This window comes from Methylobacterium platani, from assembly GCF_001653715.1.
GTDB classification, from domain to species: Bacteria; Pseudomonadota; Alphaproteobacteria; order Rhizobiales; family Beijerinckiaceae; genus Methylobacterium; species Methylobacterium platani.
The window spans coordinates 17599-42335 of record NZ_LWHQ01000059.1 but is presented as its reverse complement, the minus strand read 5'-3'; the positions used below and the strand labels follow the sequence as shown (position 1 = coordinate 42335).

The 24737-nt window shown below is 70.4% G+C and carries 19 protein-coding genes; 7 read left to right on the top strand and 12 right to left on the bottom strand.

From position 1 onward, the window contains the following. From A5481_RS26205 to A5481_RS26195, 3 genes are all read right to left on the bottom strand, one after another. Positions 1–4923: a malto-oligosyltrehalose synthase gene (locus tag A5481_RS26205; RefSeq protein WP_048434961.1), complete on the bottom strand. Its 4923-nt coding sequence runs from the start codon at positions 4921–4923 to the stop codon at positions 1–3. Between the two features lies 1 nt (position 4924). Continuing rightward, positions 4925–6745 carry a malto-oligosyltrehalose trehalohydrolase gene (gene treZ / locus A5481_RS26200; RefSeq protein WP_048434960.1) on the bottom strand — a complete coding sequence of 607 codons (1821 nt, stop codon included), beginning with the start codon at positions 6743–6745 and terminating at the stop codon, positions 4925–4927. A gap of 288 nt (positions 6746–7033) precedes the next feature. Then, positions 7034–7222: a hypothetical protein gene (locus A5481_RS26195; RefSeq protein ID WP_048434959.1), complete on the bottom strand. Its 189-nt coding sequence runs from the start codon at positions 7220–7222 to the stop codon at positions 7034–7036. A 304-nt stretch (positions 7223–7526) separates the two neighbouring features. Between A5481_RS26195 and parE the strand changes: the two genes are divergently transcribed. Beyond that, on the top strand, positions 7527–9656 hold the full coding sequence (parE, locus tag A5481_RS26190) for a DNA topoisomerase IV subunit B (RefSeq protein ID WP_082173210.1): 2130 nt from the start codon (positions 7527–7529) through the stop codon (positions 9654–9656). A 309-nt stretch (positions 9657–9965) separates the two neighbouring features. On the opposite strand, the gene A5481_RS26185 is transcribed toward parE, so the two are convergent. Then, positions 9966–10829, bottom strand: a complete 864-nt coding sequence (locus tag A5481_RS26185; RefSeq protein WP_064504412.1) for an outer membrane protein — start codon at positions 10827–10829, stop codon at positions 9966–9968. A 222-nt stretch (positions 10830–11051) separates the two neighbouring features. On the opposite strand from A5481_RS26185, the gene A5481_RS26180 reads away from it, so the two are divergent. From A5481_RS26180 to A5481_RS26170, 3 genes are all read left to right on the top strand, one after another. Continuing rightward, positions 11052–11297, top strand: a complete 246-nt coding sequence (locus tag A5481_RS26180) for a hypothetical protein (protein WP_048436008.1) — start codon at positions 11052–11054, stop codon at positions 11295–11297. A gap of 261 nt (positions 11298–11558) precedes the next feature. Next, a complete protein-coding gene (locus A5481_RS26175; protein ID WP_048436009.1) occupies positions 11559–13118 on the top strand; it encodes a DEAD/DEAH box helicase in 1560 nt (519 codons plus the stop codon). 123 nt (positions 13119–13241) lie between these two features. After that, the gene (locus A5481_RS26170; protein WP_048436010.1) at positions 13242–14306 is read left to right on the top strand and encodes a GGDEF domain-containing protein; all 1065 of its coding nucleotides are present in this window, start codon (positions 13242–13244) and stop codon (positions 14304–14306) included. A gap of 42 nt (positions 14307–14348) precedes the next feature. Here A5481_RS26170 and sufA read toward each other — a convergent pair whose 3' ends face one another. Next, a complete protein-coding gene (gene sufA / locus A5481_RS26165; protein WP_048436011.1) occupies positions 14349–14729 on the bottom strand; it encodes a Fe-S cluster assembly scaffold SufA in 381 nt (126 codons plus the stop codon). 133 nt (positions 14730–14862) lie between these two features. On the opposite strand from sufA, the gene A5481_RS26160 reads away from it, so the two are divergent. Beyond that, positions 14863–15456: a Uma2 family endonuclease gene (locus A5481_RS26160; protein ID WP_048436033.1), complete on the top strand. Its 594-nt coding sequence runs from the start codon at positions 14863–14865 to the stop codon at positions 15454–15456. Positions 15457–15462: 6 nt separating this feature from the next. Here A5481_RS26160 and A5481_RS26155 read toward each other — a convergent pair whose 3' ends face one another. The 6 genes from A5481_RS26155 to A5481_RS26130 form a co-directional block, all read right to left on the bottom strand. Next, a complete protein-coding gene (locus tag A5481_RS26155; protein ID WP_082173361.1) occupies positions 15463–15852 on the bottom strand; it encodes an SUF system Fe-S cluster assembly protein in 390 nt (129 codons plus the stop codon). Between the two features lie 7 nt (positions 15853–15859). Beyond that, complete coding sequence (locus A5481_RS26150) at positions 15860–17104, bottom strand: cysteine desulfurase (RefSeq protein WP_048436012.1); 1245 nt, start codon at positions 17102–17104, stop codon at positions 15860–15862. Between the two features lie 65 nt (positions 17105–17169). Continuing rightward, positions 17170–18489 carry a SufB/SufD family protein gene (locus A5481_RS26145; protein ID WP_048436013.1) on the bottom strand — a complete coding sequence of 440 codons (1320 nt, stop codon included), beginning with the start codon at positions 18487–18489 and terminating at the stop codon, positions 17170–17172. 2 nt (positions 18490–18491) lie between these two features. Further along, positions 18492–19244 carry a Fe-S cluster assembly ATPase SufC gene (sufC, locus tag A5481_RS26140; RefSeq protein ID WP_048436014.1) on the bottom strand — a complete coding sequence of 251 codons (753 nt, stop codon included), beginning with the start codon at positions 19242–19244 and terminating at the stop codon, positions 18492–18494. Between the two features lie 109 nt (positions 19245–19353). Beyond that, the gene (gene sufB, locus A5481_RS26135; protein ID WP_048436015.1) at positions 19354–20823 is read right to left on the bottom strand and encodes a Fe-S cluster assembly protein SufB; all 1470 of its coding nucleotides are present in this window, start codon (positions 20821–20823) and stop codon (positions 19354–19356) included. Between the two features lie 69 nt (positions 20824–20892). Then, positions 20893–22068 carry a cysteine desulfurase family protein gene (locus A5481_RS26130; protein ID WP_048436016.1) on the bottom strand — a complete coding sequence of 392 codons (1176 nt, stop codon included), beginning with the start codon at positions 22066–22068 and terminating at the stop codon, positions 20893–20895. Between the two features lie 255 nt (positions 22069–22323). Here A5481_RS26130 and A5481_RS26125 point away from each other — a divergent pair, with 255 nt between their 5' ends. Next, a complete protein-coding gene (locus A5481_RS26125) occupies positions 22324–22980 on the top strand; it encodes an alpha/beta hydrolase (RefSeq protein ID WP_048436017.1) in 657 nt (218 codons plus the stop codon). A gap of 92 nt (positions 22981–23072) precedes the next feature. On the opposite strand, the gene A5481_RS26120 is transcribed toward A5481_RS26125, so the two are convergent. Further along, positions 23073–24026, bottom strand: coding sequence for a polyphosphate kinase 2 family protein (locus A5481_RS26120; RefSeq protein WP_048436018.1), 954 nt, complete (start codon positions 24024–24026; stop codon positions 23073–23075). A gap of 95 nt (positions 24027–24121) precedes the next feature. Between A5481_RS26120 and A5481_RS26115 the strand changes: the two genes are divergently transcribed. Then, the gene (locus A5481_RS26115; RefSeq protein WP_048436019.1) at positions 24122–24715 is read left to right on the top strand and encodes a histidine phosphatase family protein; all 594 of its coding nucleotides are present in this window, start codon (positions 24122–24124) and stop codon (positions 24713–24715) included. Positions 24716–24737 lie beyond the last annotated feature (22 nt).

The following is a 24737-nucleotide window of genomic DNA, read 5'->3' as shown; positions in this document are numbered from 1 at the left end:
TCAACTGGCGGAGTGGCGCAGAACCGCCAGGGGGAGGCGCGCGAAGAGTCGCTCGATCGACACGCGCCCGCCCTCGGACCGCACCTCCTCGCCCGTCAGCAGGTCGCGCCAGACGCTGTCCTCCGGCACCGGCAGGCTCGTGCCCGCGAAGGTGTCGGCGAGGCGCGTGCCGTCCTCGACGGCGACGCGCCGCGGCACCGCCACCAGCAGGTCGCCAGCCTCCGAGCCCGCGGAAGCATCCTGGCGCAGGAAGGCGACGACGCGGTCCGCGCCGAGCCCGTCGGCGGCGACCGGGGTGTAGTCGGCCTCGGCGTAGAAGCCCGGATAGGCCGCGCGGTCGGCGAGCAGCCGGGCGAGGACCGCCTGCTTGATCCGCCCGTCCGGCCAGGAGGCCAGCAGGTCTTCGAGCGGCACGTCCTGCCGGAGCGCCGCCTCGCGCTCGGCGTAGTCGACCGGGCGGCGGTTGTCGGGATCGACGAACGAGAAGTCCCAGAACTCCGTGCCCTGGTAGATGTCGGGCAGGCCCGGCAGGGTGCATTTGAGCGCCGAGCGGGCGAGGCCCGTCACCATGCCGACCCGCGCCAGCCGCTCCGCGAAGGGCCGGAATTCCTTCAGGAAGGCCGAGCCCGGCGCCACCAGGGCGTCGAACAGCTTCGCGACCGCGCCCTCGTAGGCCTCGTCGACGTTGACCCAGCTCGAACGGCGCTTGCCCTCGCGCATCGCCTTCTCGGCATAGGCGCCGAGCCGCTGGCGGAACGCCTCGACGGCCGATGGGTCCGGCGTCTCGGTCAGCAGTTCAAGCGGCCAGGCGCCGAGGATCGCCTGCAGGAACATCCACTGGTCGTTGGCGTCGGGGGCCACCTCGCCCTCGACCTCCGACAGGTGCGGCTTCACCAGCTCGCCCCACAAGGCCCAGGCATCCGCCCATTCCTCGGGGAGCTCCGACAGGGCGAGGAGCCGCGTCCGGGCATCCTCGCCGCGCTTGGTGTCGTGGGTGGCCGTGGTGATCATCGCGTTCGGCCAGTCGCGGGCGCGGGCGGCCTGGAGCGCGTGGAAATGCTCGGCCGACAGGCCGTACTCGCCGGGATCGCCCCCGACCTCGTTGAGCCCGAGCAGCTCGACGAAGCGGTAGAACAGCGTGTCCTCGAGGCTCTTGGCCATCACCGGGCCGGTGAGCTGCTGGAAGCGGCGGCGGAAGCGCCGCACCACTTCCGGGTCGGGCCGGCCCGGCCCCTCGGTGTCGAGACGTCCGAGCAGCACCCGTTCGGCGAAATCGTGCACCGAGCGGTCGGGCAGGCTGGACCGGCGCTTGGCCTTGCGCACCGTGTCGCCGATGAGCTTCAGGTCTTCCGGCTCGATCTCGCTCTCGTCGAGCTCCTGGGGCAGGTAGCTGCGATAGACCGGGAAGCGGGCGATGATCTCGGACAGGGCCTGGCGCAGGGCGTTGACCGAGAAGTCGCGGGTGCGCCGGTCGGCGTCGGCCACCTGCTTCAAGTCCGAGGTCAGGACTTCCAGCTCGCTGGCGAAGCTGGTCTCGAGGATCTCGCCCTTCACGGTGCGCAGGAGCCACGGATAGGGCTCGTCCATGCCGGTCGCCCCGGCATAGAGCGTCGCCACCGCCTCGCGCTTGCCCTGGTCGACGAACAGCCCGTCGATCTGGTTGAGCACGTCGTAGCCGGTGGTGCCGGCGATCGGCCAGGGCCGGAGCTTCTCGCCGGGTTCCAGGATCTTCTCGACCACGATGTAAAAGCCCGGGCCGAGCGCCGCCTGCAGCGCGCGGGCATAGCCGGCCGGATCGGCGAGCCCGTCGATGTGGTCGATGCGCAGGCCGTCGATCCGTCCCTCGCGGATCTGGCGGAAGAGCATCGCATGGGCGCCCTCGAACACCCGCCTGTCCTCGACCTTGAGCCCGGCCAGCGAGTTCACGTCGAAGAAGCGGCGGTAGTTGATGTCGCTCGCCGCGACCCGCCAATGAGCGAGCCGGTAGGCCTGGGCCTCCAGGATGCGGTGGAGCGCCCCGAAGCTGTCGGGATGGCCCTTGAAGCCGTTGACGAGCGTCACCGCCCGGTCGATCGCCGCCTTGAGGTCGCCCGAGGCCGCGACCGCGTGGGCGAGACGCCTTTTCAGGCCCTCCGCCTCGTCATGGAAGGTGGCCATGCGCTCGGGATGGGTCTCGTCGCCCATCCGGCGCAGGCGCTCGGAGATCGACAGAACCTCCGCCGAGGCCTCGTCGCCGACCTCCGTGAGCGCCGCGAGCGCCCGGTCGAGGATGATCGGGTAGCTCAGGGGGTTGACCGGGAAGCGGTGCTCGAAATGCCAGACGCTGAAGCCGCCCTCCTCCAGATCGAAGGCGAGCTTGAGGTCGCCCTTCTCCAGGGCCTCGCCGTAGCGATCGCCCAGGAACGGCACGACGAGCTTGTTGCGGGCACCCAGCCGGCCCCAGTCGATGTCGAAGGCGTCGGCCGCCGGCGACAGCGCGCCCCATTCGAGCACCGAGAGCCACCACGGGTTGTCGGCGCCGCCGACGCCCATGTGGTTGGGCACGATGTCGAGCAGGAACTTCAGGCCGTGGCTCTTCAGCGTGTCGCTGAAGCGGATGAACGCCTCCTCGCCGCCGAGCTCCGGGTTGATCTCGCGGTGGTCGACGATGTCGTAGCCGTGCATCGAGCCCGGCCGCGCCTTGTGGATCGGCGAGGCGTAGACGTGGCTGATGCCGAGCTTGGCCAGGTACGGGACGATCTTCGCCGCGTGGTCGAAGGTGAAGTCCTTGTGGAATTGCAGCCGGTAGGTCGCCCGCGGCGGCGGCGAGGCGAGGCGCGCGGCGCCCGAGCGGGGCCCGCGCTCCTCGGCCGAGAGCGAGGCGGCGAGCTTGGCGAGCGGCCCGCCCGGCGCGGCGATCGCCGCGAGGTCGCGGTCGAGCTTGCGGCGCCAGTTCGGGTAGCCCTCGGTGACGCCCGGCATGTTGGCCTGGCTCACCTCGCCGAGGATGTCCTCGTACTGCACGGCCGTCAGCACCGACGGGGCGCGGGCGAGGAAGCGCACCGCGGCCTCGAAGGGCGGCTGGTCCGGTACCTCCGCCGAGGGAACCAGCCCTTCCTGGTTCAGCGCCTCGGCGAGGCGCCGGCGCTCGTGCACCCGCTCGTCGCGCTCGCCCCCGGCCCGGTCGGCGTCGTAGAGGCCCAGCGACTGGCGCAGTTCCGTGTCGACCCCGCGCCACCAGCCGACGAAGGTCGGCAGGTCGTGGGTCGTGATGGCGCAGAGCGCGTCGCGCGGGTACTCGGCCGGCCGCTTGAACGTGCCGCCGTCACCGCGCTCGAAGGACAGGATGCGGTAGCTCAAGATACCGGCCTGCATCAGCGCATCGGAGAAGCCGGCCGGTGCGGTACCGAGATCCTCGGCGATGACGAGGCACTTCGCCCGGTGGCTCTCGAGGCGCAGGACCGCCAGCATCGCCTCGAACGGCATCGCCACGTAGGCGCCGCCCTTCGCGCCCGTGCCGACCGGGATCAGGAACAGCCGGGCGAGCTGGAAGGCGTGGTCGATCCGGATCGCGCCGGCGTGCCGCATGTTGGCCTGGACCAGCGCCCGGAAGGCCGCGAGTCCGTCGCGCTCCAGTTCCAGCGGGTCGAAGGGCGGCAGGCCCCAATCCTGGCCGCTCGGCGCCAGGACGTCGGGCGGCGCGCCGATCGACAGGCCGGCGGCGAAGCGCTCGGGATGCGACCAGACCTCCGAGCCGCCGCGATCGGCGCCGACCGCGAGGTCGCGGTAGAGCCCGAGCCGCATGCCCGAGGCCAGCGCCTGCCCGGCGGCGCGGGCGAGCTGCCGGTCGGCGAGGAATTGCAGCCAGGCGTGGTAGGAGACCCGCTCCTGGTGCTCGGCCGCGAATGTCAGGACCTCCGGCGTGCCGTTGCGGCGGTAGGCCTCCGGCCAGTCGCCGAGCCAATTCGCGCCCGTCGCCGAGAAGTGCTCGGCCAGGGCCTCGAAGATGGCGTGGGCCTCCAGGTTCTCGCCGGAGGCGGCGCGGAAGGCGAGGAACTCCGTGTCCCGTCCGGCCCGGGCCGGCGAATCCTGCCAGAGGGCTTCGAGCACCGGGCTCAGGACCTGCCAGACGCCGGCATGGTCGACGAGGGAGGCGTCGCGCAGGCGGGCGATCTCGGGCGCGGCCTCCGTCAGGAGACGCTCGGCCGGGCTGCCGGCGAGGCCCGGCAGCGTCGCGGGATCGATGAACAGCGTCTCGAGGAACAGCCGCGAGGACGGCGAGTAGGGCGAGACCTTCTGGCGGTCGGTCGAGAACAGGGCGTGGACCGGGCTCAAGCCCAGGAAGGCCGCGCCCCGGGCGCCGGCATCGACGGCGGCCCGGCCGGCATCGGCGTAGGTGCCGATGCCGAGATTGGTCTCGGAGCGCAGACCGTAGAGCTGCGCGGCGAGGCCCCAGTCGCGCGCGCCCTCGTCTCCGAGCGCCCGCGGGCGCCAGCAGCGCTGGGGCGCGGCGATCACCGTCGCCTCGGCGCGCCGGTCGCCGAGGGTGACGGTAAGGCGGTGGTAGCCCGGCGTGAGCGGCGGCAGCTCGATCGCGTCGGCCTCGGGCCCGAGCGCCACGCGCCCGTCGCGGGCAATGCCGCGCTCGTCGACGATGCGCCAGCTCACCGTGCCGGACGCCTCTCCCGGCCGCACCGGCACCCGGGCGGCGCGGCGCGCCTCGACCGGGATCAGCGGCGGCACCAGGCCGTGACGCAGGGAGCGGATGCGCTCCAGGCTCGACCGCGCCTCGTCCTCGGTCCCGGCCGGCAGGCCGAGGGCGGCGAGCAGGCCCCGGCGCACGTCGAGCGGGGTCTCGACGCGCTGGCCGAAGGCGTCGGTGTAGTCCGCGGCGATCCCCGCCTCATCGGCGAGCCGCGCGACGACATCCTCGGTCACGGCCATCTCAAAACACCTCTTTCACGAACACGCCCGACCAGGCGGGCAGGACCAGGGACCCGTCGTCGCCGTCCGAGACCGTCGGCGAGCGCCAGATGACGCGTCCGGGCAGCGGCCCCGGCGCGTAGGGCTCGCCGCCGAACACCCCGACGAAGCGCAAGCGCCCGCCGGCGTAGGACCAGGTGACGTCGACCACGTCGGGCCGCGGCAGCGTGGAGGAGCCGCCCTTCCAGGCGGTCTTCGTCAGCGGCACCACCTCGCGCTGGCGCAGGCGCAGGAGCGCGGTCGTGTCGGCCAGGACCTCGCGATGGCCGGGGCGGTCGCGCTCCGCCCAGTCGAGGACCGAGCGCCGGAACGTCGCCTCGGCGGTCGGGTCGGGAATCGTCTTCGCCTTCTCCTCGTCGGAGAAGGCGGCGAAGCTCTTGAACTCGCGCCGCCTCCCGTCGCGCACCGCCTTGTTCAGCTCCTCGTCGGGGGCGAAGTCGACGAAGAACAGGAACGGCGTCGAGGCCGACCATTCCTCGCCCATCCACAGCATCGGGATCTGCGGGCTGAGGAGCAGCCCGGCCCGCGCCAGCGCCAGCTTGCCGGGATCGGTGAGATGGCTCAGCCGCTCGCCGAGCGCCCGGTTGCCGACCTGGTCGTGGTTCTGCAGGAAGGTGACGAAGGCGGATGGCGGCAGGTGGCCCGAGGGCTCGCCGCGGGGATGGTCGTCGAGGGTCTTGAACGGCTCGCCCTGGTAGGCGAAGCCTTCCGCTAGGCTGCGGGCGAGATGCGCCGCCGGCTTGTCGGCGAAGCTCTCGTAGTAGCCGGCCTCCTCGCCGGTGAGCAGGATATGCCAGCCGTGATGGGTGTCGTCGGCCCATTGCGCGCTGTGCAGGATCGGCTTGCCGGCGCCATCGCGCTCAAGCCAGCGGGCCTGGTTGGCCTCGTTCTCCAGCATCAGGTGGATCGGGCGCTCCGGATGGGCGGCGCGGATTCGCTCGGCCAGCTCGGCGAGGAAGTGTTTTTCGGAGTCGTCCAGGATCGCGTGGACCGCGTCGAACCGCAGTCCGTCGATGTGGAACTCCTCCAGCCAGTACAGGGAATTGTGGACGAAGTAGTCCCGCACCACCTGGCCGCTGGTCTTGCCGTCGAAGTTGATGCCGGCACCCCAAGGAGTCTGGTGACGCTCGGTGAAGAAGGTCTTGGCGTAGGCGTGGAGGTAGTTCCCGGCCGGTCCGAAGTGGTTGTAGACGACGTCGAGGAAGACCATCAGGCCGAGGGAATGGGCCCGGTCGACGAGACGGCGCAGGTCGTCGGGGGTGCCGTAGGCGGAATCCGGCGCGTAGGGCAGGACGCCGTCGTAGCCCCAGTTGCGCGTGCCCTTGAAGTCGGCGAGCGGCAGGAGTTCGATCGCCGTGACGCCGAGGTCGCGCAGGGCGTCGAGCTTGTCGGCCAAAGCCGCGTAGGTCCCCTCCGGCGTCGCGGTGCCGACATGGCACTCGTAGATCACCGTCTCCTCGAACGGCCGGCCGGCCCACGTCCCGTCGGTCCACGCGAAGGCGCCCGGGTCGATCACCTCGGAGAGGCCGGACACGTCCTCCGGCTGGAAGCGCGAGGCGGGATCGGGCGCCACGAGGTCGCCGTCGATCCGGTAGCCGTAGCGGGCTCCGGCCCGGATGCCCGGCAGCGTCGCGCGGCGCCAGCCCTCGCCGCGGTCGTCCAGCGGATGCTCCTGCCCGTCGACCACCAGGGCGACGGTCTTCGCGGTCGGGGCCCAGAGGGAAAAGCGCACTCCCTCCGGTCCGATCTCCGCACCGAATGGCATGCTGTGGGCGCGCCGCATCGGGCCACCATCCTTCGAAAGCGAGGTTGAGCGAGCGGCGTGGGGAGCCGCTCAGGAAAGTCGGTCGGCGTGGCCCGGTTCCGCACTGCGGAAGGACCGCCTCGCGGCGGGAGCTAAGGCGGCGGGGCTGTCCGGCAATGCCGGTCCTGGCACCCGCTGTGGACGGCCGCGTTCCGCCGCGTCGGCGCACGACAGCGGCCGCCCCCTCGCGCGGCGCCCGGACGGCCGGTCAGGTCTTGCCGAGTGAGGCGTTGCAGGGCCCGACCTCGCCGGGAGCGGCGGGGCCGGTCAGAGCGCCCAGGCCAGGGTCGCCGCGAAGGCCACCACCACGGCGGCGCCGGTCGCGGTCATCGCCACCCGGCCGAACCCGGCCGCCGCCGCGGCGGCACCGTCCTCGGCGAAGCCGAAGGCCTGGCCCGCGGCCTGCTCGGCACGGGCGAGAGTGAGGTGGCGGGCGTGGCGGCTGACGGCTCTCATCGTCTGAACGCTCCTGCGGGGCGGGCCGTCCCGTCGGCACGAGGGACTGCCGCTCGGACAACGGTCGGTCACGGCCGAGGTTCCGGGGGGTATCGCGCGGGTCACCACCGTTTAAGGGAGTTTGTTTACGTCTCGGTGACTCTGGTACGGGTTCTCATGCGCGGCGCGTCCGCGCCGACCGACCACGCCGGATTGCCACGCCCGACGCCGCGCGAAACCGCTTTTTGTTCCGCGTTTGTTCCGGTATAGGGAGAGGATGACCTCGAATGCTGCCAGAGCCCTTCCCCCATCGCGAGGCCGTCGCGTGAGCGAGGCCGCACGAGACCTGTTCGGACCGGGAGGGAAGCCACCTGCCGGCAAGGACAACGCAGGCAAGAACCCGGCGGTCAAGGATCCGGCAGGCAGGGATCCGGCCGGCAAGCCGCTGGACCCGCTCAAGGCGGACGCCCTCAGGCGGTCGAAGCCGGTCGCCGTGCCCCCGCCCGCGGACGCCGCGGAGGCCGGCTACGACGCTTCCGCGATCGAGGTGCTGGAGGGCCTGGAGCCGGTGCGGCGCCGGCCGGGCATGTATATCGGCGGCACCGACGAGAAGGCGCTGCACCACCTCTTCGCCGAGGTGATCGACAACTCGATGGACGAGGCGGTGGCGGGGCATGCCAGCTTCATCGAGGTCGAGCTGGAGGAGAGCGGCTGCCTCGTCGTGACCGATAATGGCCGCGGCATCCCGGTCGACCCGCACCCGAAATTCCCCGGCAAGTCGGCGCTCGAGGTCATCATGACCACGCTGCATGCCGGGGGTAAGTTCGATTCGAAGGTCTACGAGACCTCCGGCGGCCTGCACGGCGTCGGCATCTCGGTGGTCAACGCGCTCTCGGACGTGCTCGAGGTCGAGGTCGCCCGCAACCAGACCCTCTATCGCCAGACCTTCTCGCGCGGCCACGCGCAAGGACCGATCGAGACGATCGGCCGGGTGCAGAACCGGCGCGGCACGCGGGTGCGCTTCCATCCCGATGCCCAGATCTTCGGCGAGCACAGGTTCGACCCGCGCCGCCTGTTCAAGATGGCGCGCTCGAAGGCCTACCTGTTCGGCGGGGTCGAGATCCGCTGGCGCTGCGCGCCCGCCCTGCTGGAGGGCGTCGAGAACGTGCCGGCGGAGGCGGTGCACCGCTTCCCGGCCGGCCTGAAGGACTATCTCGGCCGCGAGATCGACGGCAAGGAGCTGGTCGCCGACAACGTCTTCGCCGGCAAGGTGACGAAGCCCGGCAGCCACGGTTCGCTCGAATGGGCGGTGGCGTGGCTGGCCAACGACGACGGCTTCTCGTCGTCCTACTGCAACACCATCCCGACGCCGGAGGGCGGCACCCACGAGAGCGGGATGCGGGTGGCGCTGCTGCGGGCCTTGCGCGACCACGCGGAGCGGGTCGGCCAGGTCAAGCGCGTGCAGTCGGTCACCGCCGACGACGTGATGGCGACCTGCGCGGCGATGCTCTCGGTGTTCATCCGCGAGCCCGAGTTCCAGGGCCAGACCAAGGACAAGCTCGCGACGCTGGAGGCCTCCCGCATCGTCGAGGCGGCGATCCGCGACGCCTTCGACCACTGGCTCGCCGCCTCCCCGGCCCAGGCCAACAAGCTCCTCGACTGGGTGATCGACCGGGCCGAGGAGCGGCTGCGCCGACGCCAGGAGAAGGAGGTCGCCCGCAAGTCCGCGACCCGCAAGCTGCGCCTGCCGGGCAAGCTCGCCGACTGCTCGAAGGCGGGCGCCGCCGGCTCCGAGATCTTCATCGTCGAGGGCGATTCGGCCGGCGGCTCGGCCAAGCAGGCCCGCGACCGCGCCACCCAGGCGATCCTGCCCTTGCGCGGCAAGATCCTCAACGTCGCCTCGGCGAGCCGGGACAAGCTCGGGGCGAACCAGCTCCTGTCCGACCTGATCCTGGCGCTCGGCTGCGGCATCGGCAAGCAGTACCGTCACGACGACCTTCGCTACGAGAAGGTCATCATCATGACCGACGCCGACGTCGACGGCGCCCACATCGCCTCGCTGCTGATCACCTTCTTCTACCGGCAGATGCCGGAGCTGATCGAGCAGGGACACCTCTATCTCGCGGTCCCTCCCCTCTACCGGCTGACGCAAGGCGCCAAGAGCGCCTATGCCCGGGACGACCGGCACAAGGAGCAGCTGCTCAAGACCACCTTCAAGTCGGGCAAGGTCGAGATCGGCCGCTTCAAGGGCCTCGGCGAGATGATGCCGGGCCAGCTCAAGGAGACCACGATGGACCCCAGGAAGCGCACGCTGCTGCGGGTCGAGGTGGTGGAGGAGGCCCGCGACGCGACCGGCGACACCGTCGAGCGGCTGATGGGCAACAAGCCCGAGGCCCGCTTCGCCTTCATCTCCGAGCGGGCGGTCTTCGCCGACGAGATCGAGCTCGACATCTGATACCCGGACGCCTTCGCATCGACACGTCGGTGCGAAGGCGTCCGGCGCTCCAGCGCCGGCGCCCCGTTCGGGCTTGGCCAGCGCCCTCGCGTTCGAAGGCGCGGCGATACGATCCGGGCAGCGGCGGGACGCTTCGTCCCCGGGCTCTCTCGAACGCGAAGAAGGCCCGGTCGCTCGCGCGGCCGGGCCTTCTTCGTACGGTCGTGACCGGCCGGCGCGGCAGCCTTGCATTCCGCCTTGCGTCCCGACGCGAAAAGCCCGGCCGTGAGGCCGGGCTCCGCGCTCCGTCGGTCTGACGGAACGTGACGACTAGAAGCCGTTGAACTTGTAGTTCAGGCCGGCGCGGACCACCGCGAACTCGGTGTCGCGACGGTCCTGGCCCGGGTTCACGACGACCACGCCCCGCGAGGCGGTGGTGATCACGGTGCCGGCGTTGTTGATCGCGAAGGCGCCGTTGTTGCGGTTGCCCTGGTCGAGGTTCACGTACAGGCCTTCGACCTTGAGGGTCACGGCCGACGAGCGGAAGAAGTTCAGGAACGAGTCGGTGGGCAGAGCGTACTCGACGCCGCCGCCGACGACCCAGCCGGTCTGGAACTCGTCACGCGAGCTGTTCGGCAGGCCGAAGTCGCGACCGCCGCCCGAGCCGTAGGCGAAGCCGCCGGTGCCGTACACGAGGGTGCGGTCCCAGGCGTAGCCGAGGCGGCCGCGCACGGTGCCGAAGTAGTCGAGGCCCGAGATGCCGGTCGGGTTGAAGACCTGCTGGGCGGCGATCGGGCCGGTGGCGGCGAAGCGGTTCCGGTCACGGCCGAAATCGACGTACTGGGCGTCGGCCTCGATGCCGACCACGACGCCCGAGCCCGGGGTGAACTGGTAGTTGTAGCCGACCTGGCCGCCGCCGACGAAGCCGTCCGCCGAACGCTGGCCCGGGAAGGCGATCACGGTGGGGGTGGCGACGAGGCCGGTGGCCGGGCCGACGCCGATCACGGGGCCGGCGCGACGATCATCGGTGCCGAAGCCGTAGCCGGCGTTGAAACCGGCGTAGAAGCCCGTCCACGTGAAGACCGGCACCGGGGTGAAGACCGGCGGCGGGGCGACGCGACGCGGCAGGTCGGCAGCCGAGGCGGCGGCGGACAGGCCGACGAGGGCCACGGAGGCGAGGAGGATCTTCTTCATTGTCTGACTGGTCCTGATTGGCGAGAGCCGGCGCGCTTCTATCCCCGGTCGGTCACCCGGTCTGTCGCATTCCTGCAACGAGGACAGGGTTTACCCGCCCACCCGTCAACGAAACGTGAATCGGCGGCGACCGCCGTCGCGAAAAATCGAGCCGCCACGGTCACTTGCCATTAACCATGGTGCCGCAGCCTCACGGCTCGCACCATCAGCCGAGAGACCGAGATGTCCCCATCCGGGCGTGAACCCGCGCCGCCCTCCCTGCTCCGGCGCACCTGGCGGATGGCCCTGATCGCGGTCGCGACGTCCCTGGCGGCGACCCACTACCTCGCCTCCCGGCAGTCCCGAGGCCCGGTCCAGGAGACGGTCGCGTCGTTGCGCGGCCTCGTCGAGCCGGAGACCACCGGGTCGATTACCGGCAGCGCCGCGCGCACGCGCCTGGATCCCTGCGCCGCGGCGCCGCGTCCCTGACCCGGCGCGCCCCCGGCGGCCATCCACCGGACCAAAGGCCAGGGTGGCGGACAAATCCCGGTCAGCCCTTGACAAATGGGCTCGCATCGGGCGTGTCCTGCGGGCGGTCGCGTGCCCGACGCGACGGAGCAATGGCGTGAACGTCCCGCCCCGGCACCTCCGGCGCGAAACGGCCTCGAAACGACTTTGCCTCCCCGGCCGTTGCCGCGACGGTGTCTCCGCGCCGGCCCGATCCGCCCGCGCGCAACGGTTCTCTTCAGGATGTCATTCGCCGAACTGGGTTTAAGCGAGAAGGTCCAGCAGGCCGTCGAGGCCGCGGGCTACACCACGCCGACCCCGATCCAAGCCCAAGCCATTCCGCACGTGCTCGCGCGGCGCGACGTTCTGGGCGTCGCCCAGACCGGCACCGGCAAGACGGCGGCGTTCACGCTGCCGATGCTCACCCTGCTCGAGCAGGGCCGGGCCCGGGCCCGGATGCCGCGCACGCTGATCCTCGAACCGACGCGCGAGCTCGCCGCGCAGGTCGAGGAGAACTTCGAGCGCTACGGCAGCAACCACAAGCTCAACGTTGCCCTGCTGATCGGTGGCGTCTCGTTCGCCGACCAGGACCTCAAGATCACCCGCGGCGTCGACGTGCTGATCGCGACGCCCGGGCGGCTGCTCGACCATTTCGAGCGCGGCAAGCTGCTTCTCACCGGCGTCGAGCTCCTCGTCATCGACGAGGCCGACCGGATGCTCGACATGGGGTTCATCCCCGACATCGAGCGGATCGTGAAGATGGTGCCGTTCACGCGCCAGACGCTGTTCTTCTCGGCGACGATGCCGCCGGAGATCCAGCGCCTCGCCGACGACTTCCTGCACAACCCGGTCCGCATCGAGGTGGCACGCCCCGCCTCGACCGCCGCCACCATCACCCAGCGGCTGGTCGCGACGGGGGCGGAGGGGCACCAGAAGCGCAAGACCCTGCGCAAGCTGATCCGCGCGGCGGAGGAGCTGAACAACGGCATCATCTTCTGCAACCGCAAGCGCGACGTCGCGCAGCTGCAGAAGTCGCTGTCGAACCACGGCTTCAACGTCGCGGCCCTGCACGGCGACATGGACCAGCGCGCCCGCATGGCGGCGCTCGACGCCTTCCGCTCGGGCGAAGTGCCGCTGCTCGTCGCCAGCGACGTGGCCGCCCGCGGCCTCGACATCCCGGCGGTGAGCCACGTCTTCAACTTCGACGTGCCCCATCACGCCGAGGACTACGTCCACCGGATCGGCCGCACCGGCCGGGCCGGCCGCACCGGCACCGCCCTGACCCTGATCGGGCGCGGCGACGAGAAGTCGCTCGCCGCGATCGAGACCCTGATCGGCCAGCCGATCGCCTGGGCGGACGGCGACCTTGCCAGCCTGCCCGAGGACGAGCCGGGCGAGGCGACCGAGCGGCGCGGCCGTGGCGGCCGCGGCCGCCGGGACGAGGGCCGGCGCCAGGACGGACGGCAAGCGCAGGGCGGCAAGGACCGCGGCGGCCGGGACGAGGGCGGCAGCAGCGAGGGACGTCGCGACGAGACGCGCCGCCGCCGGGCTTCCCGCAATGCGCGCTCCGAGGAGACGGCGCCGTCGCCGCGCAACGGCGAGGCGCCGCGGGTCCGCGAGGACCGTCGTCCGGTGCAGGAGGAGCGGCGTCCGCAGGACGAGCGCGCCCCCGCTCGCCGCAACGACCGCGGCCGCCACCGGGACGACGATGCGATGCCGGAGGCCGAGATCGGCATGGGGGCGCACGTCCCCGCCTTCCTGCTGCGCCCGGTCGTGCTGAAGAAACGCACCGAGGGCGAGTAAGCGCCCGAAACCGGTCCCGTTAGCGCTTGGCGGTCGTGCGCTTTAACTGCTTCTCCACGGACCTCGCTTAGAGGTCTGTGAGAGGCGCCGGCCAGTAGCCGGCGCCCAGCGCGGAGACGTTCGATGCCTGACCTGAGCAGCGCCGAGCTTGATCGGAGCTTCCTGTTCGGTCAGCGGGCGATGGAGCTGATGAAGGCGTACCGCTCGCCGGCGACGCCCCGCAGCTATTCCGTCTGGTATACCTACGTCGCCGGTCTGAACCCGCAGCTCACCGAGGCGGTGAAGCGGATCACCGCCGAGCACGGCGCCCTCCCCGACAAGCACATCGACCAGCTGTTCGAGACCTACCTCGACGGCCGCCGGCTCTCGACCGAGACCGAGCGGGCGAGCACCGGGGTGATCGCCGAGATCGAGCAGATCATGGAGATGCTGGATACGGCGCTCGGCTCCACCGCGCGCTACGGCGCCTCGCTCCAGGCCTTCAGCCAGGACCTCGCGGGGCCGGCCGTGAACCGCGCCCGGGTACGGGAGATCGTTTCCTCCCTCGTCGTCACCACCCGGGACGTGGCCGCCAACAACCGCACCCTCGAGGCGCGGATGCGCGAGAGCCGCAACGAGATCGAGACCCTGCGCGAGACCCTCGAGGCGGTGCGCGTCGAATCGCTGACCGATCCCCTCACCGGCATCGGCAACCGCAAGCACTTCGAGGAGATGCTGCACAAGGCCGTCGACCACGCCGCCGTGCAGGGTCAGCCGCTCTGCCTCGTCGTGCTCGACATCGACCATTTCAAGCGCTTCAACGACCTCTACGGCCACCTCACCGGCGACCAGGTGTTGCGGCTGGTGGCGATGACGATGCGGGAATGCGTCGAGTCGCGCACCACCATCGCGCGGTTCGGCGGCGAGGAGTTCGGCATCATCCTGCCGGACAACGACCGGTCCGCGGCACGCGAGGTGGCCGAGAAGGTCCGCACCAGCGTGATGGGCCGCGAGCTGGTCAAGCGCTCCACCGGGGAGAGCCTCGGGCGGATCACGATCTCGGTCGGCCTCGCCAGCTATCGCCGCGGCGATACCGCGGTGTCGCTGCTCGAGCGCGCCGACCACTGCATGTTCACGGCCAAGCGCTCGGGCCGCAACCGGGTCGTCGACGATTCCGCCTCGGTCGACACCATGAACGACGTCGCCTGAGCGGGATCGGGCGGCGCGCGGACGCGCCGCCGCTCCCCTGCGTCAGGCGTGGGCAGCCGTCAGGGCGTTCGGATCGGCGGGCGTGATCGCGACCGACTCGCCGCAGCCGCAGGCGGAGGTCTGGTTGGGATTGTTGAACACGAACTGCGACGCCAGCTTCGTGGTCTGGAAATCCATCTCGGTGCCGAGCAGGAACAGCACCGCCTTCGGATCGATGAAGACGCGGACGCCCTTGTCCTCGATCATGTCCTCGCCGGCTTTACGCTCCTCGGCGTATTCCATCGTGTAGCTCATGCCGGCGCAGCCGCCGTTCTTGACCCCGACGCGCAGGCCCGCGATCGGGCGCTCGGCGTCGGCCATGATGCCCTTGATCCGCGCGGCGGCGGCCTCGGTCAGCGACATCACCTTGAAGCTCGGTGCCATTGTGAAAACTCTCTCCGACGGCCGGGTTCAAGGCCCGGGCGGTTGAGGCGTGACGTTACCGACGCAAGATAAGCATCCCGGCGCCCGCGGTCCACCGCGGGACGTGCTAGGATGGAGTGTGACGGAGGCGGCGATGGCGGATGCGGCGCGCCGGCGGATGACGCCGGAGGAGTTCTTTCACTGGCAGGAGGGCCAGGACGAGCCGTTCGAGCTCGTCGACGGCGTCCCGGTCCCGAAGCACCGGATGATGACAGGGGCGAGTGTCCAGCATGACCGGGTGACGGTGAACGTCATCATCACGCTGGGCAATCAGCTTCGCGGATCCGGCTGCCGGCCGACGACCGACGACGTCTCGCTGCGGACCAGCATCACCACGATTCGGCGGCCCGACGTCACGGTCGAGTGTGGCGAACTGGTCTACGACACCCACGAGTCCCGCGAGCCGCGCCTCGTCGTCGAAGTGGCGTCCCCCTCCACGACCACCGTCGACCGGACGGTGAAACTGGAGGAGTACAAACGCCATCCGACGCTCCGGTACATTCTGCTCCTCGAGACCGTGGCCCCGGTCGCCCTGCTCTACCGCCGCGAGGCGGAGAGCTGGCAACCGGAGCTGTTCGAGGGGCTCGATGCCGTGATCGATCTGCCGGAGCTCGGCGCGAGCCTGGCACTGGCTGAGGTCTATGGTGGCCTCGCCTTCCCGCCCCGCATCACCGACGCGATGCGCTGAGCGCCCTCACCACATGTCCAGCGCGATGCGGGCCTCGTCCGACATCCGGCTCTGGTCCCACGGCGGGTCGAACACCATCGTGACGCTGCAGCCGGCGATGCCCGGCACCGCCGCGACGGCGTTCTCGACCCAGCCCGGCATCTCGCCGGCGACCGGGCAGCCCGGCGCGGTCAGGGTCATGTCGATGGCGACGTTGCGGTCGTCGGCGATGTCGACCCGGTAGATCAGGCCGAGCTCGTAGATGTCGGCCGGGATCTCCGGGTCGTAGACGGACTTGAGCGCGGCCACGATGCCGTCGGTCAGGCGGTCCATCTCCTCCGGCGGGATCGCCGCGGCGTTCACCTGGGCGTTCAGCGGCGGGGTATTCGCGCCGCTCGCGGCGGGGGTATCGGTCATGGTGTCCTCACGCGAACATCCGTTCGGCCCGGGTCAGCGCCGAGACGAGGGCGTCGATCTCCGCCGTCGTATTATACAGGCCGAACGAGGCGCGACAGGTCGAAGTGGTGCCGAAGCGCTTGAGCAGCGGCATGGCGCAGTGGGTGCCGGCCCGCACCGCGACGCCCTGGCGGTCGATCACCGTCGCGACGTCGTGGGCATGCGCGCCCTTCATCTCGAACGAGATCACCGCGCCCTTCTCCCGGGCGGTGCCGATGATCCGCAGGCTGTTCATGCCGCGCAGAGCCTCCTGCGCGTAGGCCAGCAGGTGCGCCTCGTGCGCGGCGATGCGCTCGCGCCCGAGGCTCATCATGAATTCGAGCGCCGCGCCGAGCCCGATCGCCTCGATGATCGCCGGGGTGCCGGCCTCGAAGCGGTGCGGGGGCGCGTTGTAGGTGATGCGCTCCTCCTCGACGATCTCGATCATCTCGCCGCCGCCCTGGTAGGGCGGCAGGCGCTCCAACCACTCCTTCTTGCCGTAGAGCACGCCGATACCGGTCGGCCCGTAGACCTTGTGGCCGGTGAAGACGAAGAAGTCGCAATCGAGGGCCTGGACGTCGATCGCCTGATGGACCGCGCTCTGGGCGCCGTCGAGCAGCACCGGCACGCCGCGGGCGTGCGCGATGCGGACGATCTCGGCCGCCGGCGTCACCGTGCCGAGCACGTTCGACATGTGGCTGATCGCCACCATCTTGGTCTTCGGCGTGAAGAGTTTCTCGAACTCCTCGACCAGAAAGTTGCCCTCGTCGTCGACGGGGGCGAATTTCAGCACGGCGCCGCGGCGCTCGCGCAGGAAGTGCCAGGGCACGATGTTGGAATGGTGCTCCATGATCGACAGGATGATCTCGTCACCCTCGCCGATCAGCCCGGCCCAGCCCATGCAGGTCGCAACTAAGTTGTAGGCCTCGGTGGCGTTGCGGGTGAAGATGATCTCGTCGGTGGAGCGGGCGTTGAGGAATTGCCGCGTGGTCTCGCGCGCGCCCTCGAAGCCCTCCGTCGCGGCATTGGCCATGAAGTGCAGGCCGCGATGCACGTTGGCATAGGCCGTCTCCATCGCGCCCGACATCGCGTCGATCACGGCCTTCGGCTTCTGCGCCGAGGCGGCGTTGTCGAGATAGACCAGCGGCTTGCCGTAGACCTGCTGCGACAGGATCGGGAATTGCGCCCGGATCGCCTCGACGTCGTAGGGGGGCTGGAGGACGGGTGCGTTCATCTCGGGCTCTCGTGCAGGGGCGTGAGAGAGGGCCGGCCCGTGGGCCGGCCCATCAATGGCGGATATCAGCCGCGGCGGGCGAGCCACGCCTCGGTCTCGGCGATCATCGCCGCGCGGGCGCCCTCGTGGGTGACCGCCTCGATCGCCTCGCCGAGGAAGGCCTGGACCAGAAGGCTCTCGGCCTGGGGCCGCGGCAGGCCGCGGGCCATCAGGTAGAACAAGAGGTCCTCGTCCGGCGCGCCGCAGGTGGCGCCGTGGCCGCAGGCCACGTCGTCGGCGAAGATCTCCAGCTCCGGCTTGTTCATCATCTGCCCCTCGTCGGTGAGGAGGAGGCAGTCCGACTTCATCTTGCCGTCGGTCTTCTGGGCGACCTGGCGGACGATGATCTTGCCCTGGAACACGCCGGTGGCGTCGCCGTCGATCACCGTCTTGAACTGCTCGCGGCTGATGCCGCCGAGCGCCGCGTGGTCGGCCAGCAGCGTCGAATCGGCGAGCTGGCCGTCGCGGATCATCGCGGCGCCGTTGACGGTGGCGGTCGCGTCGTCGCCCGCGAAATGCAGGTAGAGCTGGTGGCGCGACAGCACCGCCCCGGTCACCACGTTGACGGTCTCGATATGCGAACCGGCGCCGAGGCGGGCCGAGATCGTCGAGAGCGCGATCGCCGCGTCGCCCTCGATGTTGAGCCGGCTGTGCAGCACGCGGGCGCGGTCGCCGATCACGACGTCGAGGACGTCGTTGGGCTGATAGGCGATCCCGTCCGGGCCCTCGTGGCTCTCGAGGATCGTCACCTCGGACTCGGTCCCGGCGACGACCAGCACGCGGGTCGCGGTCGAGAACGGGGCGTTGCCCGTGCCGACGAAGCGCAGGTGCAGGGCCCGCTCGACCTTGGTGCCGTCGGCGACCCGGATCACCACCCCGTCCGCCATGAAGGCGGCGTTGAGCTGGTAGATCGGGTTCTCGCGGGTCTGCTCGACCGGAGCGAGATGATCGAGGAGCGGGTGGCCCTCGGCCATGGCTTTCGCGAACGGCACCACCTCCAGGCCCTCGGGGAGGCCGGCGAGGTCGGAGAGCGCCGCGACCAGGTGGCCGTTGACGAAGGTGACGCGCGCGGCCTCGATCCCGGCAAAGCCCCGGGCGGCCTTGACCGCGTTGCGGGCGGTCTCAGGCTCCGGCGCGTCGGCCGGCGGGGCCGCCTCGCGGACGGCGGCGCGCAGGTCGGTGTACTTGAACGCCTCGACGCGGCGGTGGGGCAGGCCCGCCGCCTCGAAGTAGCGGAAGGCCTCCTCGCGGGCGATGGCCGCCCCCGGGAGCTTGAGCCGCTGCACCTCGAACAGCTTCGACAGCCCGGTCTCGGCGGCGGTGCGGAGGGTCGTGACGTCGGCCATGGTCACGCGGCCTCGCTCGACCGGTACTCGGCGTAGCCCGAGGCCTCGAGCTCGAGAGCGAGCTCCTTGCCACCGGACTTCACCACCCGGCCCTGCGCCATCACGTGCACGGTGTCGGGCACGATGTGGTTGAGCAGGCGCTGGTAGTGGGTGATGACGAGGAAGCTGCGGTCCTTGCCGCGCAGCGCGTTCACGCCCTCGGAGACGATGCGCAGGGCATCGATGTCGAGCCCGGAATCGGTCTCGTCGAGGACGCAGAAGCGCGGCGACAGCAGCGCCATCTGCAGGATCTCCATGCGCTTCTTCTCGCCGCCGGAGAACCCGACGTTGAGGGCGCGCTTGAGCATGTCCTTGTTGATCTCGAGCTTGTCGGCCGCGGCGTAGACCTGGCGCATGAAGTCGGGCGTGGTCAGCTCGTCCTCGCCGCGGGTCTTGCGCTGGGCGTTCATCGCCGCCTTGAGGAAGGTCATGGTGCCGACGCCCGGGATCTCCAGCGGGTACTGGAAGGCCAGGAAGATGCCGGCGGCGGCACGGGCATCCGCCTCCATCTCGAGGATGTTCTCGCCGTCGAGCAGGATCTCGCCGTCGAGGACCTCATAGTCCTCCTTGCCGGCGATGACGTAGGACAGGGTCGACTTGCCGGAGCCGTTCGGCCCCATGATGGCGGCGACCTCGCCGTCGTTGACGGTCAGGCTCAGGCCGTTGAGGATGCGCTTGTCCTCGATGTTGACGACCAGGTTCTTGATTTCCAGCATGGTAGAATAGTCCTGACGGGAGCGCGGGCCGACCGTGCGGCGCCGCGTCCGTTGAGAATGATGTCGAGATCGGGTGCTCCCGGCGGTCCGCCGGGAGCGTGGGGAGGGATCAGCCCACCGAGCCTTCGAGGCTGATCGAGATCAGCTTCTGCGCCTCGACGGCGAACTCCATCGGCAGCTGCTGCAGCACGTCGCGGACGAAGCCGTTGACGATGAGCGCGGTCGCCTCCTCCTCGGAGAGGCCGCGCTGCTGGCAGTAGAACTTCTGGTCCTCGGAGATCTTCGAGGTGGTCGCCTCGTGCTCGAACACCGCGGAGGCGTTCTTCGACTCGATGTAGGGCACGGTGTGCGCGCCGCACTGGTCGCCGATCAGCAGCGAGTCGCAATTGGTGAAGTTGCGCGCGCCCTTGGCCTTTTTATGGGCCGAGACGAGACCCCGGTAGGTGTTCTGCGACCGGCCGGCCGAGATGCCCTTCGAGATGATCCGGCTCGTCGTGTTCTTGCCCAGATGGATCATCTTGGTGCCGGAATCGACCTGCTGCATGCCATTCGACACCGCGATCGAGTAGAACTCGCCGCGAGAGTTGTCGCCGCGCAGGATGCAGGACGGGTACTTCCAGGTGATCGCCGAGCCGGTCTCGACCTGCGTCCACGAGATCTTCGAGTTCGTGCCGCGGCAATCGCCGCGCTTGGTCACGAAGTTGTAGATGCCGCCGCGGCCTTCCGCGTCGCCCGGGTACCAGTTCTGCACCGTCGAGTACTTGATCTCGGCATCGTCGAGGGCGACGAGCTCGACCACCGCGGCGTGGAGCTGATTGTCGTCGCGCCGCGGGGCGGTGCAGCCCTCGAGGTACGAGACGTAGGAGCCCTTGTCGGCGATGATCAGCGTGCGCTCGAACTGGCCGGTGTCACGCTCGTTGATGCGGAAGTAGGTCGACAGCTCCATCGGGCAGCGCACGCCCGGCGGGATGTAGACGAACGAGCCGTCGGAAAAGACTGCCGAGTTCAGCGTCGCGAAGTAGTTGTCGGTGACCGGGACCACCGAGCCGAGGTACTTGCGCACCAGCTCGGGATGCTCGCGCAAGGCCTCCGAGATCGGCATGAAGATCACGCCGGCCTTGGCAAGCTCGGCCTTGAAGGTGGTGGCGACCGAGACCGAATCGAACACCGCATCCACGGCGACGCGGCGCTCCGGGGCGATGCCCTCCAGCACCTCGACCTCGCGCAAGGGGATGCCGAGCTTCTCGTAGGTCTTCAGGATCTCGGGGTCGATCTCGTCGAGCGACTGCGCCGCCTTGCGCTTCGGCGCGGCGTAATAATACAGCTCGTCGTAGTTGATCTTGTCGTACTCGACCCGCGCCCAGTTCGGCTCCTGCATGGTGAGCCAGCGGCGATAGGCGTCGAGGCGCCATTCGAGCATCCACTCCGGCTCGTCCTTCTTGGCCGAGATGAAGCGGATCACGTCCTCGGAGAGGCCCTTCTCGGACTTCTCCATCTCGATCGTGGTCTCGAACCCGTACTTGTACTGATCGACGTCGATGGCGCGGACGCGATCGACCGTCTCCTGCACTGCAGGCATACCCGTCTCCTACCGCTTACGGCTTCAAGGGCCGCGAGGTGATGACACGGCCGGTGGCGGGGGGCGCGATCACGCGGCCCGCTCCCGGCGCTTATATAGGGACGAAACCAGCCGATCGAAGGCCGCGAGGAACCTTTCCCCGTCGTCTTGCCGGCTGTTCCACCCCAAACTCACGCGCAGCGCCCCCGCGGACAGGGCGGACTCGACCCCCATCGCCGCGAGCACGCCGGAGCGCGAAACCTTGCCCGAGGCGCAGGCCGCCCCGGACGAGACGGCGACGCCGTCGAGATCGAGGGCGATCAGCGCCGTCTCGGCCTTGAGCCCCGGCACCGCGAAGCAGAGCGTGTTGGGCAGGCGCTCGGTCCCCGCCCCGAACACCACGGCGTCCGGCGCCCGCGCCCGCATGCCGGCCTCGATCGCGTCGCGCAAGGACGCGAGGCGGATCGCCTCGGCCTGCAACGCCGCCTGCGCGATCTCCGCCGCGAGGCCGAACCCGACGATGCCGGGCACGTTCTCGGTCCCGGCCCGCAGGCGCGCCTCCTGGCCGCCGCCGCGGACGAGGGCTGCGTCCAGCGTCGCGCCCTCCCCGAGCACGATGGCGCCGATCCCCTTCGGGGCACCGAGCTTGTGGCCCGACAGCGTCAGCGCGTCGATGCCTTTTATATTGCGCGCGACCGAAACCCGTCCAGCGGCCTGAACGGCATCGCTGTGGAGCAGCGCGCCGTGCTGGCATGTCAGCGCCGCAACCCTCGCCAGGGGCTGGACCACCCCGGTCTCGTTGTTGGCGGCCTGCACCGTGACGAGAGCGGCCACGCCCTCCGCCGCCAGGGCGGCGAGCCGGTCCTCGAGATGGTCCAGGCGCACCACGCCGTCGGCATCGACCGGCAGGGTCTCGGTCGCATCCGCGGGAAAGCCGTGTCCCTGCAGGCCGCACGGATGCTCGGTCGCACCGATGAGCAGCCGCGTCGGAGCCGGCAGGCCGCGGCGGCGCAAGGATCCCGACAGGACCGCGTTCGCCGCCTCGGTACCGCCGCTCGTGAACACCACCCGGGCGGGCGCCGCTCCGACGAGGGACGCGACCTGCGCCCGTGCGGCCTCGATGGCCGACCGCGCGGCCCGCCCCTCGCGATGAACCGAGGACGGGTTGCCCGGCAGCGTGACGAGCGCGCGCGCGACCGCCTCCGCAACCTCGGGCCGCACGGGCGAGGTGGCGTTGTGGTCGAGATAGGCGCGCTCGCGCTCCATGCGCTGAATTCCTTTGCCTTTCCCCCCGGGGGCCGTGCTAAGGCCCGCCCCGGACACACGTAATCAGATGGTGCGTGCTCGCCGGCGCGAGGCGCGGGACTGCGGCACCCGGTTGTTTAGAACGGTTCTAATCATTTAGAACCGTTCTAAGGGTGCTTTTATGGGAGACGGACCCCGAGTCAAGCATCGGGTCCGGGCTTCCCGCCTGCTCCATCGCCGCGCTCACGCACCGTTGAAGCCCGAAAGAGGTCGTTCATGCCCGAGGTCATCTTCGCCGGTCCGGCCGGTCGGCTGGAGGGGCGCTACCAGGCGCCGAAGCAGAAGGGCGCCCCGATCGCCATCGTGCTGCATCCGCACCCGCAATTCGGCGGCACGATGAACAACCAGATCGTCTACAACCTGTTCTACACGTTCGCGAATCGCGGCTTCGCGGCCCTGCGCTTCAACTTCCGCGGCGTCGGCCGCAGCCAGGGCTCGTTCGACCACGGCGTCGGCGAGTTGTCGGACGCCGCCGCCGCCCTCGACTGGGTGCAGGCGGTCAACCCGGAAGCGCGGGCCTGCTGGATCGCCGGCGTGTCGTTCGGCTCGTGGATCGGCATGCAGCTGCTGATGCGCCGCCCGGAGATCGAGGGCTTCATCTCGATCGCCGCGATGGCCAACCGCTACGATTTCAGCTTCCTCGCCCCCTGCCCCTCCTCCGGCCTGTTCGTGCACGGCTCCGAGGACCGGGTCGCGCCGGCCCGCGAGGTGATGCCGGTGATCGAGAAGGTGAAGACCCAGAAGGGCGTCATCATCGAGCACCAGATCGTCGAGGGCGCCAACCACTTCTTCGACGGCAAGGTCGACGAGCTGACCCAGACGGTCGACACCTACCTCGACAAGCGGCTGGGGAAGCGCGACGAGGCGGCGTAGCCGCAACCTGGAATGCACCGTTCGCTCCCACCCATGAGCTCGTCCGGAGGTCATGGGTGGGATGAAGTCTCGGATGCGGCCGGACGATTGCATCAATCCGGCACCGTGATCCCGCTCAGATCCGCCTTCGGCGCCGGGAATTGCGGGTCCATCGCCTCCAGGGTGTCGGCGATCAGCCGCGCCACCGCGAGGTTGCGGAACCACTTCCGGTTGGCCGGCACCACGTGCCAGGGCGCCAGCCGCGTGCCGCAGAGGGTCAGGGCATCCTGGAACGCCGCCTGGTAGGAGCCCCAGGCTTCGCGCTCGACGAGGTCGGCGGGGTCGAACTTCCAGTTCTTGGTCGGATCGGCGAGCCGGCTCTCCAGCCGCTCCTTCTGCTCCGCCTTCGAGATGTGCAGGAAGATCTTGAGCACCGTGGTGCCCGACAGGGTGAGCAGGCGCTCGAAGTCGTTGATGAGGTCGTAGCGCGGCCGCCACACCGCCTCCGGCACCAGCTGCTTCACCCGGACGATCAGCACGTCCTCGTAGTGGCTGCGGTTGAACACCCCGATCATGCCGCGGGCCGGCGCCTCGCGGTGGTAGCGCCACAGGAAATCGTGGTCGAGCTCCTCGGCGCTCGGCGTCTTGAACGACGAGACCCGGCACCCTTGCGGGTTCACCCCCTCGAAGACGTGCCGGATGGTGCCGTCCTTGCCGCCGGTGTCGATGGCTTGCAACACCACCAGCAGGCTGCGCTTGCGCTCGGCGTAGAGCCGCTCCTGCAAGGCCTGGATCCGGGCACGCACCTGCGCCAGCTCGCCTTCCGCTGCGGCCTTGCCGTCGGAGGAACCCGGCGCGTCGGGGTCGATCTCGGCGAGCCGGCACGGCGCCTCGGGCCGGCACTGGACCACGCCCGGCGGTGGGACCGGGATCGTCGCGCCGTGCTCCGCGAGGAAGCCCGGGCTCGCCGCGGCCAGCGATCCGGCCTCGCTCGCCCAGGCGGCGGAGGACGGGCGCGGATGGCCGGGACGCGAAACCGGCTTGTCTTTCGGGTTCTTCTTCGACATCGGGAAGCTGGGGGCTCCGGCGGGGATGGCGGCGTGCGACGGATCGGGATGAAGATAACGACGGCCAAGCGGGGCCGTTCCGAGAGGGACTCCCGATGAGCCGGGCGCCGCTCTACTTCGTGCGCCACGGCGAGACCGACTGGAACGCCGAGGGCCGGCTGCAGGGCCAGCGCGACACGCCGCTCAACCACAGGGGCCACGCTCAAGCCGGGGAAGCGGCCGAGCGCCTGCGCGGCCTTCTCGGCGCGGATGTCGGCGCCCTGCCCTTCATCGCGAGCCCGCTGGAGCGCACCCGGCACACGATGGAGGGCCTGCGCCGGGCCCTGGGCCTCGATCCCGCCGGCTACACCCTCGATCCGCGCCTGCGCGAGATCGGCTTCGGGGCCTGGGAGGGCCTGACCTGGAAGGACGTGCGCCGCAGCGATCCCGCCCGGTCGCAGGCGAGGGACCGCGACCGCTGGGGCTATTGCCCGCCGGGCGAGGGCGCCGAGAGCTACGCCATGGTGGCCGAGCGGGTGCGCCCGCTCCTCGAGGCCCTCGATCGCCCGACCGTCGTCGTCGCCCATGGCGGCGTCGCCCGCGCCGTCATGGTGGCGCTCGGGGCGGCGAACACCGAGGATGCGCCCCATCTGGAGATCCTGCAGGGGCGGATCCTGGTGCTCGAGGCCGGGACCCGCCGCTGGGTCTGACGCCGCGTTTTGTTCCCGGCCG